We start from the raw sequence: 15,615 nt of genomic DNA on the forward strand, positions 1-15,615 counted from the left end.
GGGCCCGGCCGGGTCACGCCGTGGGCCAGGCCTCGGCGAGCATCTTGCGGGTGTCGGCCAGCAGCTGGGGCAGCACCCTGGTGTGGCCGACGACCGGCATGAAGTTGGTGTCGCCGCCCCAGCGGGGGACGATGTGCTGGTGCAGGTGCGCGGCGATGCCGGCGCCGGCCACCGTGCCCTGGTTCATGCCGATGTTGAAGCCGTGCGCCCCGGACGCCGTGCGCAGGGCTCGCATCGCCTGCTTGGTCAGCTCGGCCAGCTCGGTGGTCTCCGGGCCGGTGAGGTCGGTGTAGTCGGCCACGTGCCGGTAGGGCACGGTCATCAGGTGCCCGCCGTTGTACGGGTAGAGGTTGAGCACCGCGTACACGTGCTCGCCGCGCCGCACCACCAGCCCGTCCTCGTCGGACTTCGCCGGGATCGAGCAGAAGGGGCAGCCGTCGCCGGATCCCGGCCCGGTCGGCTTGTTCTCGCCCTGGATGTAGGCCATCCGGTGGGGCGTCCACAGGCGCTGGAACGCGTCCTGCGTCCCCACTCCGATCTGCTGTTCCGGCTCGCTCGTCATGCTAGGCAGCATATGGCTTCGCCCGTTCGCGGCGTGTCGCCGGGGCGCCCCCGAGGCGTTCTCCGGCCAAGCTTGGCCGGTGGACGACGACACCCCCGAGGCCCGCTGGGAGCGCGCCGTCGAGATTCCCCTCTCGCTGGCGTCGCTGGCCTTCCTCGCCGCCTACGCGGCCCTGGTGCTCGCGCCCCGGCCGGGCACGGCCTGGGACGACATGTGGCTGGCCGTGCTCGTGCTCTGCTGGCTGGCCTTCGCCGTGGACTACGCGGTGCGCTGGCGGTTCAGCGGGCGCGGCCCCGGTTTCGTCCGCGCCCACCTGCTGGACACCCTGGTCCTGGCGCTGCCGCTGCTGCGTCCGCTGCGGATCGTGCGGGTGTACGAGTCCCTCAAGCGCCGGCGGGGCCTGCCCCGGCTGCCGCTGTACGCGCGGGTGGTCTGTTACGCCGGGCTGTCCACCGTCCTGCTCGGCTTCACCGGGGCGCTCGCGGTCTATCAGCAGGAGAAGGGCGCGCCGGGCACCGAGATGCACGGCTTCGGCGACGCCGTGTGGTGGGCGGTGTCGACGCTGTCCACGGTCGGCTACGGCGATGTCGTGCCGGTGACCACGGGGGGCCGGGTGATCGCGGCGGTGATGATGGCCGGCGGTCTCGCGCTGCTCGGCGCGGTCACCGGCTCGTTCTCCGGCTGGCTGCTCCAGGCGTTCGCCGCCCGGGAGGAGGACGCGGAGGGCCCCCGGGGCGGTGCTCCCCGGGGGCCCGGCACGGGCGTCTGACCGGCCTCGGTCAGACCTGGGCCCGCTCCGCCACGACCTGCGCGATCTTGGCGAGGGCGTCCTCGAACGGGATGCCGTTCTCCTGGGAGCCGTCGCGGTAGCGGAAGGACACCGAGTCGTTCGACATGTCCTCGTCGCCCGCGATGACCATGAACGGCACCTTCTGCTTCTGCGCGTTGCGGATCTTCTTCTGCATCCGGTCCGAGGAGGAGTCCACCTCGACGCGCAGGCCCTTGCGGCGGGCCGCCGCGGCGAACTTCTCCAGGTACTCCACGTGCGCGTCCCCGATCGGGATGCCGATCGCCTGGACCGGGGCGAGCCACGCGGGGAACGCGCCCGCGTAGTGCTCCAGCAGCACGGCGAAGAACCGCTCGATGGAGCCGAACAGCGCGCGGTGGATCATGACCGGACGCTGCTTGGCGCCGTCCGGTCCGGTGTACTCCAGGTCGAACCGCTCGGGCAGGTTGAAGTCGAGCTGGATGGTCGACATCTGCCAGGTGCGGCCGATGGCGTCCTTGGCCTGGACCGAGATCTTCGGGCCGTAGAAGGCGGCGCCGCCCGGGTCCGGGACCAGGGGCAGGCCCTGCTTCTCGGCGACCTGGCGCAGCGTCTCGGTCGCCTCCTCCCAGGCCTCGTCGGAGCCGACGAACTTCTCCGGGTCCTTGGTGGACAGCTCCAGGTAGAAGTCGGTCAGGCCGTAGTCGCGCAGCAGGCCGAGGACGAAGGTGAGCGTCTTGTCCAGCTCCTCGGACATCTGCTCACGGGTGCAGTAGATGTGCGCGTCGTCCTGCGTGAAGCCGCGGGCCCGGGTCAGGCCGTGCACGACGCCCGACTTCTCGTACCGGTACACGGTCCCGAACTCGAAGAGGCGCAGCGGCAGTTCACGGTAGGAACGACCGCGCGCGTCGAAGATCAGGTTGTGCATCGGGCAGTTCATGGGCTTGAGGTAGTAGTCCACGCCCTCGTCGAGCTGCATGGGCGGGTACATGCCGTCGGCGTACCAGTCCAGGTGGCCCGAGGTCTCGAAGAGCTTCCCCTTCGTCGCGTGCGGGGTGTAGACGAACTCGTAGCCCTCCTCCTCGTGCCGGCGGCGCGAGTAGTCCTCCATGGCCCGGCGGATGACGCCGCCCTTAGGGTGGAAGACGGCGAGGCCGGAGCCGATCTGCTCGGGGATGGAGAAGAGGTCCAGCTCGCTGCCGAGCTTGCGGTGGTCGCGCTTCTCGGCCTCGGCGAGGAACTCCAGGTGCGCCTTCAGCTCGTCCTTGGAGGGCCAGGCGGTGCCGTAGATGCGCTGGAGCATCGGGTTCTTCTCGCTGCCGCGCCAGTAGGCGGCGGCGTTGCGCATCAGCTTGAACGCCGGGATATTGCGGGTGGTGGGCAGGTGGGGACCGCGGCAGAGGTCCTTCCAGCACAGCTCGCCGGTCTTGGCGTCCAGGTTGTCGTAGATCGTCAGCTCGCCGGCCCCGACCTCGACGTCCGCGCCGTCGTCGCTGGAGGCCGAGCCCTTGAGGCCGATCAGCTCCAGCTTGTACGGCTCGGCGGCCAGCTCCGCGCGGGCGTCCTCGTCGGTGACGACGCGGCGGGAGAAGCGCTGCCCGCGCTTCTGGATCTCCTGCATCTTCTTCTCGATGGCCTTGAGATCCTCGGGCGTGAACGGCTTCTCGACGTCGAAGTCGTAGTAGAAGCCGTCCTTGACGGGCGGGCCGATGCCCAGCTTGGCCTCGGGGAACAGCTCCTGCACGGCCTGCGCCATGACGTGCGCGGTGGAGTGGCGCAGGATGTTCAGACCGTCCTCGGAGGAGATCTCGACGCCCTCGACCTCGTCGCCGTCGGACAGTTCGTGGCCGAGTTCCCGCAGCTCGCCGCCCACGCGCGCGGCGATGACCGCGCGCTCGCCCGCGAAGAGGTCGGCGGCCGTAGTGCCCGTCGTCACCACGCGTTCTTCCCGCTCGGAATCGCGTTGGATGATCACACGGACGTCTGACACCGGTCTCTCCTGACTGAAGGTGGGTGCGGCGCCATACCCGGAGCGCGCGCACTGGCGATCGTACCGACCCGACGGCACCGACCGCGAAACGGTTACCCTCGGTCCCCGTCCCGGTACGCCTCCGGCGGCCCCTGCCCGGGGTCCTCCTCGAAGCAGTCGAGGTTCTCCTGGAGGGCCTTCGTCAGCCGCTCCCGCTCGGCGTCGTCCACCCGCACGGGTACGACCCCGCGAGCGCCGGTGAGCCTGCGGAAGCCGCCGCGCCGCTCCAGCCTGCCCCGCACGCGCACCGGCACTCCGACGAGGTGGGCGTGGCCGGCGACGCGGTAGTCCTCCTCCCCGAGGGTGACCCGGACGTGCGGGACCTCGGCACCGGCCAGCACCCGCAGCCGTACGGTGCCCTCGCCGCCGGGTCCGGAGCGGCGCAGCCGGTCGACGGTGCCGGTGACCTGGACCGGGACGGAGGGTTCCGCGCGCAGGTAGCGGGCGGCGGCGGCGCGCAGGGCGGGCAGGTCGCCGGGCGAGAACTCGACCGGTTCGGCGGCGGGGGCGCAGCCCTCGGGGATGCCGGCGGCGGGGGCCCAGGCGACGGCGACGCGGGCGCCCTCGGTGCCCCGGACGAGCGCGGTGAGCGCCTCGGTCAGCTCGCGGCTGACGCCGGCCTCGACGGCGCCGTCGAAGGCGTCCATGCCGCCGGTGGCCCGCTGGTAGTCGACGGCCTCGCGGGCGGCGTGCAGGGCGTGGTGGAGGGTGACGGCGAGGGCGCGGCCGGCGGGCACGGGCGCGAAGGCGGTGAGGGCCCGGCCCTCGGCGGCGGGTCCGACGAGGACGTCCTGGAGGAGGGCGGCGGCCGGGCGGCGGTGGCGGGCGCCGTGGTAGCCGGCCCGGGCGCGGGTGGCGAGGGCGGCGGCGAGGAGCATCTGCCGTGCGGCGCCGCGCAGTTGCTCGTCGGCGCTCCAGGGGGCGGCGCCGCCGGGTCCGTCGGGGGCGTCCCGCCACCAGCGGATCTCGTCGCTGGGCACGGCGAGGGAGATCAGCAGTTCGCGGGCGGCGGGGGTGGCGCTGCGGGCGAGGGCGTCGAGGGCCTCGCCGAGCAGGTCGTCGCTGTCGGGGAAGGCACGGCTCTCGGGCACCAGGAGACTCGTCCCGGCGCTGCCCGGCCCCGGCGGGGTCCAGCGGCCGTAGCGCCCGGCGGCTCCGCCGCGCCGCTGCCAGCCGTGCCGGCGCAGCAGGGCGCCGAGCACGGCGGGGTCGACCTCGTCGGGCCGTGGTGCGCGGTTCCAGGCCGCGTCGTCGGGGTGCGGCGGCAGCGGCCGGACCGGCTTCTCGTGGGGGCGGCTGGTCATGGTCTGCCTCCCGTTCCGACCCGCGTCATGATCTCGCAGAGCGCCCGGTCGTCGAAGATCCGCGAGGTCGGTATCCGCACGGTGGTGCGGTGCCGGCCGGTGACGGGGTGTCCGGCGAGGTTGATCCAGTAGCAGCAGTGCCGGAGGTCGAGCCGGTCGTGGCTCGCGCGCAGCCAGTCGTCCTGGGAGCGCGGGACGAGCATGACGACCAGGATCTTGTGCACCGAGACGGGGGTGCGGGCGAGCTTGCGCAGATGGGCGTTGTCCAGGGTGAAGGAGAAGGAGCGGCCGGGCGGGTGGGGCGCGACCTGGTAGGTGCATTTGAGCTGCACCTTGACGGTGACCTCGTCGTCGACGGTGTGGCCGGGCGCGCCGTGGCTGACGTGCCAGTCGATGCCGTTGTCCGGGAAGGGCTGGGACAGCGAGCAGCCGGCCGCGGCGGCGACCGCGTGCAGATAGCCGACCTGCAGGGTCTCCATGCACGCGGTGACGGCGAGCGTGCCGCGAAGGGGGCCCGGGCGGGCGGGCAGCAGCCCGCCCCGCTCGGGCTGCGCAACGGCCATGGCCAACAGCCTTCCAGGCAATGGGTTTCCCCGTGACGGGCCGCTGAACTGCAAAGACCCGTATCTCTGTTGTGTCCTCGCGGCGTACGGCGCAAACAGCCCGGGTATCACCAAACGGGCAGAAGACGGATCGTCATCTGCCGGGAGTGACCGAGGAGTTGTGTGGGGATGACGATCTGGTACGAGGGGCCGCTGGCCGCCTTCGACACGGAGACGACAGGCGTGGACGTGGAGACCGACCGGATCGTGTCGGCCGCCGTCGTCGTCCAGGACGCGCCGGGCACCCGGCCGCGGGTCAGCCGCTGGCTGGTGAACCCGGGGGTGCCGGTGCCGGAGGCGGCGACGGCGGTGCACGGTCTGACGGAGGAGCACCTGCAGCGCAACGGCCGCTGGCCGGCGCCGGTGGTGTACGAGATAGCGGAGCAGCTCGCGGAGCACGCGGCGATGGGCCGGCCGCTGGTGGTGATGAACGCGCCCTTCGACCTGACACTGCTGGACCGGGAGCTGCGCCGGCACCGGGCGGCGTCGCTGGACGGCTGGCTCGACTCGGTGCCGCTGCGGGTGCTGGACCCGCGGGTGCTGGACAAGCACCTGGACCGCTACCGCAAGGGCCGGCGCACCCTGACCGACCTGTGCGACCACTACGGCGTGACGCTGGACGGCGCGCACGACGCGGCGGCGGACGCGCTGGCGGCCCTGGACGTCGTACGGGCGGTCGGCCGCCGGTTCGCGGCGCGTCTGGAGCGGCTGTCCCCGGCCGAGCTGCACGCGTTGCAGACCGACTGGCACGCGGCGCAGGCGCGGGGGCTCCAGGCGTGGTTCGCGCGCAGCGGCTCGCAGGAGATCGTGAGTACGGAGTGGCCGCTACGTCCGGAGCTGCCGGCGGCGGCCTGACAACGGAAGAGCCGGCCCGCTGTGTGCGGACCGGCTCTGTCCCGGTGGGCGATACTGGGTTCGAACCAGTGACCTCTTCGGTGTGAACGAAGCGCTCTCCCACTGAGCTAATCGCCCGGGAACGCACTGAACAATACAGGTCCCGACAGGGTTACTTCAAACCGCTGCCAGGTGGCGGCGCAGCCCGCGCCTCCCGGCGGCCATCATCAGCCGGTGGTTGGCGCGGAAGACCGGCCGTCCGGGCAGCGCCAGCCGTCTGAGCAAGGGTTTCGTGACGTCCACGACCTGCTCGTAGCGGGCGAGCGTGCCGGCGCCCTCGGCGGTGACCGTCCAGCGGGCCCAGCCCTCGATGTCACCGGACACGGCGATCTCCAGCACGCCGGCGTCCGGGTCGCGGCGCGTCTCGCGGGCGGTGAAGCTCATGTCGTACGGCAGCAGGGAGCGGATGGTGAGGACGCCGGTGCGGTCGTCGAGCCGGGTCACGGCGCGCACCTGGGGCCACCAGCGGGGGTAGTCCTCGGGCCGCGCCAGCACGTCGTAGACGGCGACCGGCGGGGCGGGCAGCGGCCACAGGCTGAGGAAGCGGTAGTGGTTCAAGTTCATGGGGCGAGTCTCCTGGACGCGGAGGAGAGTGACGGCCCGACAGATGTGAGTCGCACTCAGATATCGGCTCCCGCCGGGCGGTTGAGTGCCCACGGAATTCCGCTCTTGTCGTACTTACGAAGTGGCCGACGGCATTCCGGAAAAGGTGAGGGTATTTCCGTCGCGGCGAATTGCGACGGTCCCGCACAAGGCGCCGCCGACAACGCCGACGGCCCACCTGCGGTGGCAGGTGGGCCGTCGGTCCGGGTGGGCGATACTGGGTTCGAACCAGTGACCTCTTCGGTGTGAACGAAGCGCTCTCCCACTGAGCTAATCGCCCGGGCGCAGGAAGAACATTACCCCATGTCAGGGGGTGCCTCCGACCAGGTGCCCGGTCACTGGTCCCTGATCTTCCACGGCATGACGAGGCCGAACTTCCACAGGTAGATCCCGGCGAGCACCCCGACGATCACCAGCCCGATCACGGTCAGGGTGATGTTGCGGCGGCGCACCTCGGGGTCGAGGGCCCGCTGGGCGGCCTCGGTGACCTTGCGCTTGGTCCAGCGGAGCACCAGCTGGGCCCAGACGAACTCGGTCGCCCAGATCGCCATGCCGCCGAAGATCACCACCCAGCCAGGTCCGGGCAGCGGGAGCATGATCACACCGGCCACGACCACCGCGAGGCCGACCACGAAGACGCCGACCTGCCAGCTCAGGTGCAGGGCCCGGCGGGCCTTGACGAACTCCGGCGCGCGGGAGCCGAGGCCACGCTCGGCGTTCTCCTCGCCCACCACTCCGTCCGCCTCCGCCTCGTACGTCCCGGCCACCGCGTCCACCGCCACGGCGCGCTCACCCGGCTGGTCACTCCCCGTATTCATACAGACAAACCCTACCCGAGTGAATCCAGTCACCGGAATGGTCGTAGATCTGGTACGAGTTCTCGGCCGGAAGAGTTACGTAAACACACGCAAAACCCTCAGAGGGGTTTACAACGGCACCGTAGGTGGCATGTCGATTTCGCCGACGTGCGAATCCCCGAGCGCACACTGAGCGAAAGGCCCTGGCGCTTATGAACACCACGGTCAGCTGCGAGCTGCACCTGCGCCTCGTTGTGTCGAGCGAGTCCTCCCTGCCTGTCCCCGCAGGCCTGCGGTACGACACGGCCGACCCCTACGCCGTGCACGCCACCTTCCACACCGGAGCCGAGGAGACCGTCGAGTGGGTGTTCGCCCGCGACCTCCTCGCCGAGGGGCTGCACCGGCCCACCGGAACCGGCGACGTCCGCGTCTGGCCATCCCGTAGTCATGGTCAGGGCGTCGTGTGCATCGCCCTCAGCTCCCCGGAGGGGGAAGCCCTGCTGGAGGCCCCGGCGCGGGCCCTGGAGTCCTTCCTGAAGCGAACCGACGCCGCCGTGCCGCCCGGCACGGAGCACCGGCACTTCGATCTGGACCAGGAACTGTCACACATCCTGGCGGAGAGCTAGGCCGCGGCCCCTCGAAGCAGCCCGGCGCCGTCCACTCGGGGAGACGGCTCGGGCCAAGACAATTGCATACGGCACAGTCCGGCGCCGTCACCGTGGGTGTCCACGGGACGGCGTCGGCCCGTGCGCCGGCCGCTCCCCGCATCGCGGTGCCGGGAACCCGCCGGGGTCCGGGGACGTTCTCATGGCAGGCCCGGTCGGGCGCGGACCGGTGTGGTGGGCGCGGTTGTCGCTACCATCGGCCAGCATCGGCGGGCGCCCGCCCGACCCCCCAGGCCAGGGAGCGAAACGTGCTGATCACCCACGACACCCGGTGCGCGCTGGACACCGTGGTCGATCTGGTGAACACCGCCCCGGAGGACGACACCGCGACGGACGGGCTGCCGGACGTGGCGGCGCTCGTCGACTTCGTGCGCGGCCACGCGATCAGCGACGTCGGCGTGCTGTCGGAGTTCGACCTGTCGGCGGTGCGCAAGGTGCGGGGCCGGTTCGCGGGGATCTTCGCGGCGCCGGACGCCCGGTCCGCGGCCCTGATGATCAACGATCTGGTCGCGGCGGCCGGCACCACGCCCCGGCTCACCGACCACGACGGCTACGACTGGCATGTGCACTACTTCGCGCCCGGCGCCTCCGTGGCCGACCACCTGGCCGCCGACTGCGGGATGGCACTGGCCTTCTTCGTGGTGGCCGGTGAGCAGGAGCGGCTGCGGCGCTGCGAGGCACCGGACTGCCGGCGCGCCTTCGTGGACCTCTCCCGCAACCGCTCGCGCCGCTACTGCGACAGCCGCACCTGCGGCAACCGGCTGCACGTCGCCGCCTACCGGGCCCGGCGCAAGGAGGCGGCGGGCTGAGCGGGCCGGCGCCGGCTCCGGGGGCGACGTCGGTCCCGGCGGGTGGCGCCGGGACGGACGTGTACGGCTCACAGCAACAGCAGGTCGTGCAGCGCAGCCATGAGGAGCAGACACCCGATCACCGCAAGGAAGATCATCAGCGGTGGCTGGGATAGGGCGAAGAGGCACCCGCGCGGCTCGTCCTTCGGCGGCGCGGCCTCGCTCTGTTGTGTGTCCAGCATCTCGGGGCCGATGATGGCCCACGCCGGGCGCCGGACGCGATCAGCACCAGGGGATCTTCCGGGTGTCCGCCGGTTACCGTGATCTCTCGTTCGCCCGGTGATCGTTTCCGGGCGTCCCGGGACTCACTGTGTCGTTTCGCCCGAATCGTGTGACTGTCATATGCCGTGCTTCTTGAGGATGGCCTCGATGTCGCTGAAGTCGTCGGCGGAGTCGGCCGGGCGGGGCGCCGCGGCCGGCCGGGCGGCGGGACGCGCGCCCTGGCCGAGGGAGGGCGCCGAGGCGCCGGGAGCCACCGCCTCGCCGCCCGCCTTCCCGGCCGCTCTGCGCTCGGCCCGGGTGCCGCCGCGGCGCCGCTCCACGGCGCGGGTGCCGGCGAACAGCAACCAGGCGCCGCCGAGCACCCCGAAGCCCGCCCACGCCGTGGGGCTGAGGGCGGTGTCGGCGAGCCAGCCCACGACCCCGGTCATCACCAGGCCGACCGGCACCAGCGCGTAGGCGGCGATGCGCGCCGCCGCCAGGTACCGCTTGCGGTAGGCCGTGACCACCGCGATGCCCAGGCCCGCGGCGGACACGGCGGAGCAGACGGTCTCGGCAATCATCCGGTCCTCCTGGCGGGCTCGGTCGGCCGGCGGCGACGTGTGCCGCCTCGGCGAGGTGCGTCTCGTCCCCTCCATCCTGCACCGGCCGGTCCCGCCGAGGCCATGCCCACGGGCGGACATCAGGGAGATCTCCGGGTTGCCTCCTCCCGGGGTGCCGGTGCCGCGCGCACCCGCCCGGGCCTGCGGCGCCGCCCACAGCAGCCCGGTTGGGCCGCCCGCGCCCGGCCTGGGAGACTGGGGCACATGAGCGACTCCTCCCCCGCGCGCCCCGACGCCCCCGTCCTCGACGTCTGGTGCGAACTGCAGTGCCCCGACTGCCGCACCGCCCTGGACGACGTCCGCGCCCTGCGCGCCCGCTACGGCGACCGGCTGGAGCTGCGGCTGCGGCACTTCCCGCTGGAGAAGCACAAGCACGCCTTCGCCGCCGCCCAGGCCGCGGAGGAGGCCTTCGCGCAGGGGCAGGGCTGGCCGTACGTCGAGGCGGTGCTCGGCCGGGTCGAGGAACTGGACCGTGAGGGAGAACCCTTCCTGGTCGAGGTCGCCGGGGAACTCGGCCTGGACGCCGAGGAGTTCGACACCGCGCTGATCGACGGCCGGCACATCCTGATCGTCGACGCCGACCAGGCCGAGGGCAAGGCCATCGGGGTGACCGGCACCCCGACCTACGTCATCGGCGGGGAGCGCCTGGACGGCGGCAAGAGCCAGGAGGGCCTGCGGGAACGAATCGAGGAGACCGCCGACCGGCTGCTCGCCGAGCGGGAGGCCTGAGCCGGGAAGCCCGGGCCGGGACACCCGTCCTACAACAGGGGCTTGGCGAGGAAGTGGGTCGTCGTCCGGTAGCCGAGTGACGTGTAGAGCCGCTCGGCCGGGGTGTTGCCCGCGGACACGTTGAGGCCGAGGACCGGCAGGCCGGCCTCGGTCGCCTGGCGCTCCGCCGCCAGCATGAGCGCCCGGCCGTGCCCCCGGCCGCGGTGGGCCGCGTGGGTCTCGACGTCGTACACGTAGGCGCGCTCCGCTTCCAGGGCCAGCCAGAGGGTGCCGACGGGGACGTCCTCGTGCTCCACGACGCTGAAGAGCATGCGCGCGGTGCCGAGCCCGTCGGGCAGCAGCCGCGCGTGGTCCTCGGCCGCCTTGGCCCGGGCCGCCAGCTCCGGGACGCCCCGCTCGATCCAGGAGCGCGTGTACCGCTCGCTCTCCCGCGCGTACCAGGCGGCGTACTCCGCCTCCGTCATGGGCCGGGCCCGGCTGCCGGGCGGCAGTTCGGGCGGGGTGGTGCCGAGGCGCTTCTCCATGTGGCGGTTGCGCGGGGTGTAGCCGAGGGCGGCGAAGAGCCGTAGCGCCGCGTCCGCCGTGGCGGGCACAGCCGTCTCGACGGCGGCGCAGCCCCAGCCGCGCGCCACCTCCTCCGCGGCCAGGGCGGCCACCGTGCCCCGGCCGCGCCGCCGGTCGGCCTCGGCGATCCAGAGTTCCTGTACCCGCGCGACCGAGGTGCCGTGGGCGGGTGAGGTGGTGAGGTGCAGTTCCCCTACGGGGCGGCTGTTCACGCACACCTGGTAGCGGCGCGCACGGGTGCCGTCGGGATGCTGCCGGAGCGGCTCGACCGGCCGCAGGGTGGTGGTCATCCAGGTGTTCTACCCCCGGCGGACGCGGTCGTCAGCCTCATTTCGCCCCCGACATGCGCCGGGGGTGTGGGGGTCGGCCGGTCCGCGCCCGTCTCCGACGCACCCCGAACGCAAGGGAGTTGACCTGTCCGCAGCCTCTCGCCCGGTCCGCTCAGGGGTCCAGGTCCTGTCCGGAGCGCTCGTCGAAGATCCGCATCGCCTTGGCGGTCACCGGCCCCGGGGCGCCGGTCAGTTCCCGCTCGTCGACGCGGTGCACCGCCTGCACGTCCCGCAGCGTGGAGGTCAGGAAGACCTCGTCGGCCCGCTCCAGCACGTCCAGCGGCAGGTCGGTCTCCCTGGCTCCGGTCCACTCGACGGCGAGGGCGCGGGTGATGCCGGGCAGACAGCCCGAGGCGACCGGCGGGGTGTGGATCTCGCCGTCCAGGACCACGAAGACGTTGGAGCCGGTGCCCTCGCAGAGCCGGCCGACCGTGTTGCCGAACAGCGCCTCGGAGGCGCCGTGCCGGTGGGCGCGGTCCAGGGCGACGACGTTCTCGGCGTACGAGGTGGTCTTCAGGCCGGTCAGGGCGCCGCGTTCGTTGCGGGTCCAGGGCACGGTGATCACGGCGGTGGTGTCCGGGCGGCGGGCGGTCTCGCCGAGGGCGACGACCAGGGTGGGCCCGTGCTCGCCCCGGTCGGAGCCGAGCGGGCCGTGGCCGCCGGTGTAGGTGATCCGCAGCCGGCCGAGCGGCATCGGGTTGGCCTCCAGGACGGCCGCGCAGGCGCGCCGGACCTCGTCGTGGTCGGGGTCGGGCAGGCCGAGGCCACGGGCCGAGCGGGTGAGCCGGTCGAGGTGGCGGGTGAGCGCGAACGGCCTGCCGTCGGCCGCCTTGACCGTCTCGAAGATGCCGTCCCCGACCGTCAGGCCGTGGTCGAACACGGAGACACGGGCGGACTCCAGGTCCTTCAGCCCGCCGTCCAGCCAGATCCTCATGCGAACGCCCTTCCGCTGTCCTCGTACGCCCCCGACGCTACCGCGAGCAGCCGGGCCGCCTTCAGCTCGGTCTCCCGCCACTCCCCCTCCGGGTCGGACCCCCAGGTGATGCCGGCTCCGGTGCCGAAGCGCAGGGCGCCCGCGGCACGGTCGATCCAGAAGGTGCGGATGCCCACGGCCAGCTCGCCGGTGCCCCGGTCGGCGTCCACCCAGCCGATGCCCCCGCAGTACGGCCCGCGGGGGGCGGTCTCCAGGGCCTCGATGATCCGCAGCGCACTCGACTTCGGCGCGCCGGTCACCGAGCCCGGCGGGAACGCGGCGGCGAGCAGTTCCGGCCATCCGGCGCCCGCGCGCAGCTCGCCGCGGACCGTCGACACCAGGTGCACGAGGCCGGGGTGCTTCTCGACGGCGCACAGGTCGGGGACCGTCACCGTGCCGGTCGCGCAGACCCGGCCGAGGTCGTTGCGGACGAGGTCCACGATCATCACGTTCTCGGCGTAGTCCTTCTCCAGGAGGTCCGCCTCGGTGCGGCCGGTGCCCTTGATGGGCCCCGACTCCACGGTCCGGCCGGCGCGGCGCAGGAACAGCTCGGGCGAGGCGGTGGCTATCTCCACGCCGTGCTCCGGCAGGCGGATCGTTCCGCCGTAGGGCGCCGGGTTGCCGCGGGCCAGCAGCGCGGTCAGGGCGTCCACGTCGGCGTCCTGTGCCACGGGTGCGCTCAGCACCCGGCAGAGGTTGGCCTGGTAGACCTCGCCGGCCGCGATGTGCGCGCGGATCCGGTGGACGGCGGCCGTGTAGGCGGCGCGGTCCAGGGAGGAGGTCCACTCCCCCACCGCCGGGCCCCGCCAGCGGCCCGGCACCGGCGCGGGCACCGGCTCCGCGCGCACCTCGGCGAAGCGCGCGCAGGTCAGCCGGCCCTCGAAGTCCGCGCAGACGGCCCAGAAGCCGGTGGAGTCCAGGGCGGCCGGGTCGCTGGTGACGTCGAGCAGGCCGGTGGCGACGCGGTCGCCGAAGCGGGCCAGGGGAGGGAGGCCGGACGCACGGCCGGACGGGTGGTGGAGCACATGGTCGAGTCTAGGGTGGGTGTCCCAGGGGTGACCTGGGGATGTCCCGGAGCGGACCCCGAGCGCCGGCTCCGCCGAGCGCACCGCAGCACGCTGCGCAAACGCGTTTTTGTACTGGCCCGGGAATCCGCTAGAGTTCAACACGTCGCCGGGATGCGGAAGCCGACCGAAACGACAAGCGGACGTAGCTCAGTTGGTAGAGCGCAACCTTGCCAAGGTTGAGGTCGCGAGTTCGAGCCTCGTCGTCCGCTCGAAGGAAGAAGGGGTCTTCCCGATCCCCTACACTCCTGGTGGAGTGGCCGAGAGGCGAGGCAACGGCCTGCAAAGCCGTCTACACGGGTTCAAATCCCGTCTCCACCTCCAAGGACGATTAGCTCAGCGGGAGAGCGCTTCCCTGACACGGAAGAGGTCACTGGTTCAATCCCAGTATCGTCCACTGGATCCTCCCCGAGGGTCCCCGGGTCTCCTCGAAGATCCACACCCGCGCGATTAGCTCAGCGGGAGAGCGCTTCCCTGACACGGAAGAGGTCACTGGTTCAATCCCAGTATCGCGCACTGCCTGTGACTCTCGGGTCACGGTCCGCGGACGATTAGCTCAGCGGGAGAGCGCTTCCCTGACACGGAAGAGGTCACTGGTTCAATCCCAGTATCGTCCACACCTCACGAAGCCCCCGGCCGTCTCGAACGGCCGGGGGCTTCGTCGTGCCGGTCAGCTGGAGAACAGCATGTGCCCGAAGCTCTTGTGCCGGTGGTGGCCGTAGTGGCCGTGACCGCCCCCGTGGTGGCCGCCGCCGTGCGGGGCGCCCCACGCGGGCGCGGCCGGCGCGGCGGGGTACGCCTGCGGAGCCGCCGGGGGCGGGGGCCCGGGCTGGGACCACTGGGACTCCAGGCGGGTCAGCGCCTCCAGCTCGCCGTAGTCGAGGAAGATGCCGCGACAGCCGCTGCACTGCTCGATCTGGATGCCGTTGCGGTTGTAGGTGTGCATCGGCGCGTGGCACTTCGGACACTGCATGCTCGGCTCAACTCCTCGCCGTCAGATCCTGCTTCGTACTTCCCCTGGACAGACTCCGTCCGGGGGGTGGGCGGTTGCAGGCTAGCCCGGGGAATCGGGGGCGTCCCGGCCGGGGGCCCTTACGGGGCGGTCATCCGGGCACAGGCGTCGATCAGGGCCTGTTCCACCTCGTCCAGCGGCCGGTGGGCGGCGAGGGCCCGGACGATCGCCAGCGCGGCCGTCTGCACGGTGAGGGCGCGGGCCGGGATGTCCAGTACGGACCAGGGGTCGCCGTCGGCGGGTACGGCGGGGCCGCCGGCGCGCTGGTAGGCGGTGAGGAAGCGGGTCCACTCGTCGGGCGGCAGGAGGCCGCAGGCGTACCAGGCGGCGGGGCGGGCGAGGTCCCAGGCCGGGACGCCGAGGCCGAGGTCGTCGACGTCGATCAGGAGCCAGCGGCCCTCGGGTGCCGGGTGGCGGACGAGCTGGCCGAGGTGCAGGTCGCCGTGGCAGAGGGCGGGTGGGCCGGGCATCGGGGCCTCTCCCCTGGCCCAGGGGGGCAGTGCGGCCCAGGCCCGGAGGACGACCGGGTGCGTCCGCTCGTCGGGCGCGGTGCGCAGGGCCGCGTGCAGGCGGGCGAGGGCACGGGCGGCCTTGGCCGGGCCGCGCATCGGAGGCAGCCCGGCCGGGGGCGCGCCGGCGTGGAGGCGGGCGAGCAGGGTGGCCGCGGCCTCCCAGGGTGCCGCGTCCGGGTCGTCCGGGTCCACGGGGGCGCCGTAGGGCCAGAAGGTCACCAGTCGGTCGTGCAGGGGGACGGCATCGGGGGTGAGCGGGGGCAGCAGGATGTCGGGGAGGCGGGCGGCCGTGGCGACGCGGAGGGCCAGGTGGGCCGGGTCGGTGCCGGGGGCGTGGGCCTTGGCGACGGTGTCGGCGTGCCGGACGACCGTGGCGTCGGGGCGGTCGGCGAGGGCGGCGGTGCCGCAGCCGCAGGAGGCGGTGCCGGGCCGGGGGTGGGCGGCGGTCCTGGCCTGCTCGGTGAGGGCGGGGAGGAGGGTCACGGGGCCTCGGAGGGAGGGGAGGTGGGAGGTGGGTGCTCGGGTGGGGGTCTCAGGGTGG

General features: G+C 72.9%; 18 protein-coding genes and 7 tRNA genes. 10 read left to right on the forward strand and 15 right to left on the reverse strand.

Features of this window, described 5'->3' with window-relative positions; all coding sequences use genetic code 11:
• Positions 1-13 precede the first annotated feature (13 nt).
• A complete protein-coding gene (locus NX794_RS11505) occupies positions 14-574 on the reverse strand; it encodes an HIT family protein (protein WP_258778304.1) in 561 nt (186 codons plus the stop codon).
• 67 nt (positions 575-641) lie between these two features.
• Here NX794_RS11505 and NX794_RS11510 point away from each other — a divergent pair, with 67 nt between their 5' ends.
• Positions 642-1,331 carry a potassium channel family protein gene (locus tag NX794_RS11510; RefSeq protein ID WP_258778305.1) on the forward strand — a complete coding sequence of 230 codons (690 nt, stop codon included), beginning with the start codon at positions 642-644 and terminating at the stop codon, positions 1,329-1,331.
• 10 nt (positions 1,332-1,341) lie between these two features.
• Here NX794_RS11510 and thrS read toward each other — a convergent pair whose 3' ends face one another.
• The 3 genes from thrS to NX794_RS11525 all read right to left on the reverse strand — a co-directional run bounded on the left by thrS (position 1,342) and on the right by NX794_RS11525 (position 5,224).
• A complete protein-coding gene (thrS, locus tag NX794_RS11515; protein WP_258778306.1) occupies positions 1,342-3,318 on the reverse strand; it encodes a threonine--tRNA ligase in 1,977 nt (658 codons plus the stop codon).
• Between the two features lie 92 nt (positions 3,319-3,410).
• On the reverse strand, positions 3,411-4,661 hold the full coding sequence (locus tag NX794_RS11520) for a hypothetical protein (protein ID WP_258778307.1): 1,251 nt from the start codon (positions 4,659-4,661) through the stop codon (positions 3,411-3,413).
• Positions 4,658-5,224, reverse strand: coding sequence for a DUF4365 domain-containing protein (locus NX794_RS11525; RefSeq protein WP_258778308.1), 567 nt, complete (start codon positions 5,222-5,224; stop codon positions 4,658-4,660). Before NX794_RS11525 ends, NX794_RS11520 begins: the two co-directional genes overlap by 4 nt.
• A gap of 168 nt (positions 5,225-5,392) precedes the next feature.
• Here NX794_RS11525 and NX794_RS11530 point away from each other — a divergent pair, with 168 nt between their 5' ends.
• On the forward strand, positions 5,393-6,118 hold the full coding sequence (locus tag NX794_RS11530) for a 3'-5' exonuclease (RefSeq protein ID WP_258778309.1): 726 nt from the start codon (positions 5,393-5,395) through the stop codon (positions 6,116-6,118).
• 45 nt (positions 6,119-6,163) lie between these two features.
• On the opposite strand, the gene NX794_RS11535 is transcribed toward NX794_RS11530, so the two are convergent.
• The 4 genes from NX794_RS11535 to NX794_RS11550 form a co-directional block, all read right to left on the reverse strand.
• Positions 6,164-6,235: transfer RNA gene (locus NX794_RS11535), tRNA-Val, on the reverse strand.
• A 39-nt stretch (positions 6,236-6,274) separates the two neighbouring features.
• Entirely contained in the window at positions 6,275-6,721 is a 447-nt protein-coding gene (locus NX794_RS11540) for an SRPBCC family protein (protein WP_258778310.1), read from the reverse strand.
• Between the two features lie 247 nt (positions 6,722-6,968).
• Positions 6,969-7,040 (reverse strand) — tRNA-Val (locus NX794_RS11545).
• 55 nt (positions 7,041-7,095) lie between these two features.
• The gene (locus tag NX794_RS11550) at positions 7,096-7,578 is read right to left on the reverse strand and encodes a TIGR02611 family protein (RefSeq protein ID WP_258778311.1); all 483 of its coding nucleotides are present in this window, start codon (positions 7,576-7,578) and stop codon (positions 7,096-7,098) included.
• 191 nt (positions 7,579-7,769) lie between these two features.
• Here NX794_RS11550 and NX794_RS11555 point away from each other — a divergent pair, with 191 nt between their 5' ends.
• On the forward strand, positions 7,770-8,183 hold the full coding sequence (locus NX794_RS11555) for an SsgA family sporulation/cell division regulator (RefSeq protein ID WP_004002642.1): 414 nt from the start codon (positions 7,770-7,772) through the stop codon (positions 8,181-8,183).
• A gap of 287 nt (positions 8,184-8,470) precedes the next feature.
• Complete coding sequence (locus tag NX794_RS11560) at positions 8,471-9,031, forward strand: CGNR zinc finger domain-containing protein (RefSeq protein ID WP_258778314.1); 561 nt, start codon at positions 8,471-8,473, stop codon at positions 9,029-9,031.
• A 68-nt stretch (positions 9,032-9,099) separates the two neighbouring features.
• On the opposite strand, the gene NX794_RS11565 is transcribed toward NX794_RS11560, so the two are convergent.
• Entirely contained in the window at positions 9,100-9,252 is a 153-nt protein-coding gene (locus NX794_RS11565) for a hypothetical protein (protein ID WP_014671572.1), read from the reverse strand.
• 156 nt (positions 9,253-9,408) lie between these two features.
• Positions 9,409-9,852 carry a hypothetical protein gene (locus tag NX794_RS11570; protein ID WP_258778316.1) on the reverse strand — a complete coding sequence of 148 codons (444 nt, stop codon included), beginning with the start codon at positions 9,850-9,852 and terminating at the stop codon, positions 9,409-9,411.
• A gap of 243 nt (positions 9,853-10,095) precedes the next feature.
• Here NX794_RS11570 and NX794_RS11575 point away from each other — a divergent pair, with 243 nt between their 5' ends.
• Positions 10,096-10,620, forward strand: coding sequence for a DsbA family protein (locus NX794_RS11575; RefSeq protein ID WP_258778317.1), 525 nt, complete (start codon positions 10,096-10,098; stop codon positions 10,618-10,620).
• A gap of 29 nt (positions 10,621-10,649) precedes the next feature.
• Here NX794_RS11575 and NX794_RS11580 read toward each other — a convergent pair whose 3' ends face one another.
• From NX794_RS11580 to NX794_RS11590, 3 genes are all read right to left on the reverse strand, one after another.
• Positions 10,650-11,474, reverse strand: a complete 825-nt coding sequence (locus tag NX794_RS11580) for a GNAT family N-acetyltransferase (RefSeq protein WP_258778319.1) — start codon at positions 11,472-11,474, stop codon at positions 10,650-10,652.
• A 151-nt stretch (positions 11,475-11,625) separates the two neighbouring features.
• Entirely contained in the window at positions 11,626-12,447 is an 822-nt protein-coding gene (locus NX794_RS11585) for an aminotransferase class IV (RefSeq protein WP_258778320.1), read from the reverse strand.
• Positions 12,444-13,511 carry a chorismate-binding protein gene (locus tag NX794_RS11590; protein WP_258778321.1) on the reverse strand — a complete coding sequence of 356 codons (1,068 nt, stop codon included), beginning with the start codon at positions 13,509-13,511 and terminating at the stop codon, positions 12,444-12,446. Before NX794_RS11590 ends, NX794_RS11585 begins: the two co-directional genes overlap by 4 nt.
• 178 nt (positions 13,512-13,689) lie before the next feature.
• Between NX794_RS11590 and NX794_RS11595 the strand changes: the two genes are divergently transcribed.
• The 5 genes from NX794_RS11595 (at position 13,690) to NX794_RS11615 (ending at position 14,167) form a co-directional block, all read left to right on the forward strand.
• A tRNA-Gly gene (locus NX794_RS11595) sits at positions 13,690-13,762 on the forward strand.
• A gap of 38 nt (positions 13,763-13,800) precedes the next feature.
• Positions 13,801-13,874: transfer RNA gene (locus tag NX794_RS11600), tRNA-Cys, on the forward strand.
• Position 13,875: 1 nt separating this feature from the next.
• A tRNA-Val gene (locus NX794_RS11605) sits at positions 13,876-13,947 on the forward strand.
• Positions 13,948-13,994: 47 nt separating this feature from the next.
• Positions 13,995-14,066: transfer RNA gene (locus NX794_RS11610), tRNA-Val, on the forward strand.
• A gap of 29 nt (positions 14,067-14,095) precedes the next feature.
• A tRNA-Val gene (locus tag NX794_RS11615) sits at positions 14,096-14,167 on the forward strand.
• Positions 14,168-14,220: 53 nt separating this feature from the next.
• On the opposite strand, the gene NX794_RS11620 is transcribed toward NX794_RS11615, so the two are convergent.
• Both NX794_RS11620 and NX794_RS11625 read right to left on the reverse strand, forming a co-directional pair.
• Positions 14,221-14,523 carry a TFIIB-type zinc ribbon-containing protein gene (locus NX794_RS11620; protein WP_258778323.1) on the reverse strand — a complete coding sequence of 101 codons (303 nt, stop codon included), beginning with the start codon at positions 14,521-14,523 and terminating at the stop codon, positions 14,221-14,223.
• A 119-nt stretch (positions 14,524-14,642) separates the two neighbouring features.
• On the reverse strand, positions 14,643-15,557 hold the full coding sequence (locus tag NX794_RS11625) for a phosphotransferase family protein (RefSeq protein ID WP_258778324.1): 915 nt from the start codon (positions 15,555-15,557) through the stop codon (positions 14,643-14,645).
• Positions 15,558-15,615 lie beyond the last annotated feature (58 nt).

The sequence above is a fragment of the Streptomyces pyxinicus genome (assembly GCF_024753135.1).
GTDB classification, from domain to species: domain Bacteria; phylum Actinomycetota; class Actinomycetes; order Streptomycetales; family Streptomycetaceae; genus Streptomyces; species Streptomyces pyxinicus.

Bases quoted from the DNA above. Each gene is read 5' to 3' on its own strand.
- NX794_RS11505 (WP_258778304.1), bottom strand. From the start codon at position 574: ATGCTGCCTAGCATGACGAGCGAGCCGGAACAGCAGATCGGAGTGGGG.
- NX794_RS11520 (WP_258778307.1), bottom strand. From the start codon at position 4,661: ATGACCAGCCGCCCCCACGAGAAGCCGGTCCGGCCGCTGCCGCCGCAC.
- NX794_RS11525 (WP_258778308.1), bottom strand. From the start codon at position 5,224: ATGGCCGTTGCGCAGCCCGAGCGGGGCGGGCTGCTGCCCGCCCGCCCG.
- NX794_RS11530 (WP_258778309.1), top strand. From the start codon at position 5,393: ATGACGATCTGGTACGAGGGGCCGCTGGCCGCCTTCGACACGGAGACG.
- NX794_RS11540 (WP_258778310.1), bottom strand. From the start codon at position 6,721: ATGAACTTGAACCACTACCGCTTCCTCAGCCTGTGGCCGCTGCCCGCC.
- NX794_RS11550 (WP_258778311.1), bottom strand. From the start codon at position 7,578: ATGAATACGGGGAGTGACCAGCCGGGTGAGCGCGCCGTGGCGGTGGAC.
- NX794_RS11555 (WP_004002642.1), top strand. From the start codon at position 7,770: ATGAACACCACGGTCAGCTGCGAGCTGCACCTGCGCCTCGTTGTGTCG.
- NX794_RS11565 (WP_014671572.1), bottom strand. From the start codon at position 9,252: ATGCTGGACACACAACAGAGCGAGGCCGCGCCGCCGAAGGACGAGCCG.
- NX794_RS11570 (WP_258778316.1), bottom strand. From the start codon at position 9,852: ATGATTGCCGAGACCGTCTGCTCCGCCGTGTCCGCCGCGGGCCTGGGC.
- NX794_RS11575 (WP_258778317.1), top strand. From the start codon at position 10,096: ATGAGCGACTCCTCCCCCGCGCGCCCCGACGCCCCCGTCCTCGACGTC.
- NX794_RS11580 (WP_258778319.1), bottom strand. From the start codon at position 11,474: ATGACCACCACCCTGCGGCCGGTCGAGCCGCTCCGGCAGCATCCCGAC.
- NX794_RS11585 (WP_258778320.1), bottom strand. From the start codon at position 12,447: ATGAGGATCTGGCTGGACGGCGGGCTGAAGGACCTGGAGTCCGCCCGT.
- NX794_RS11620 (WP_258778323.1), bottom strand. From the start codon at position 14,523: ATGCAGTGTCCGAAGTGCCACGCGCCGATGCACACCTACAACCGCAAC.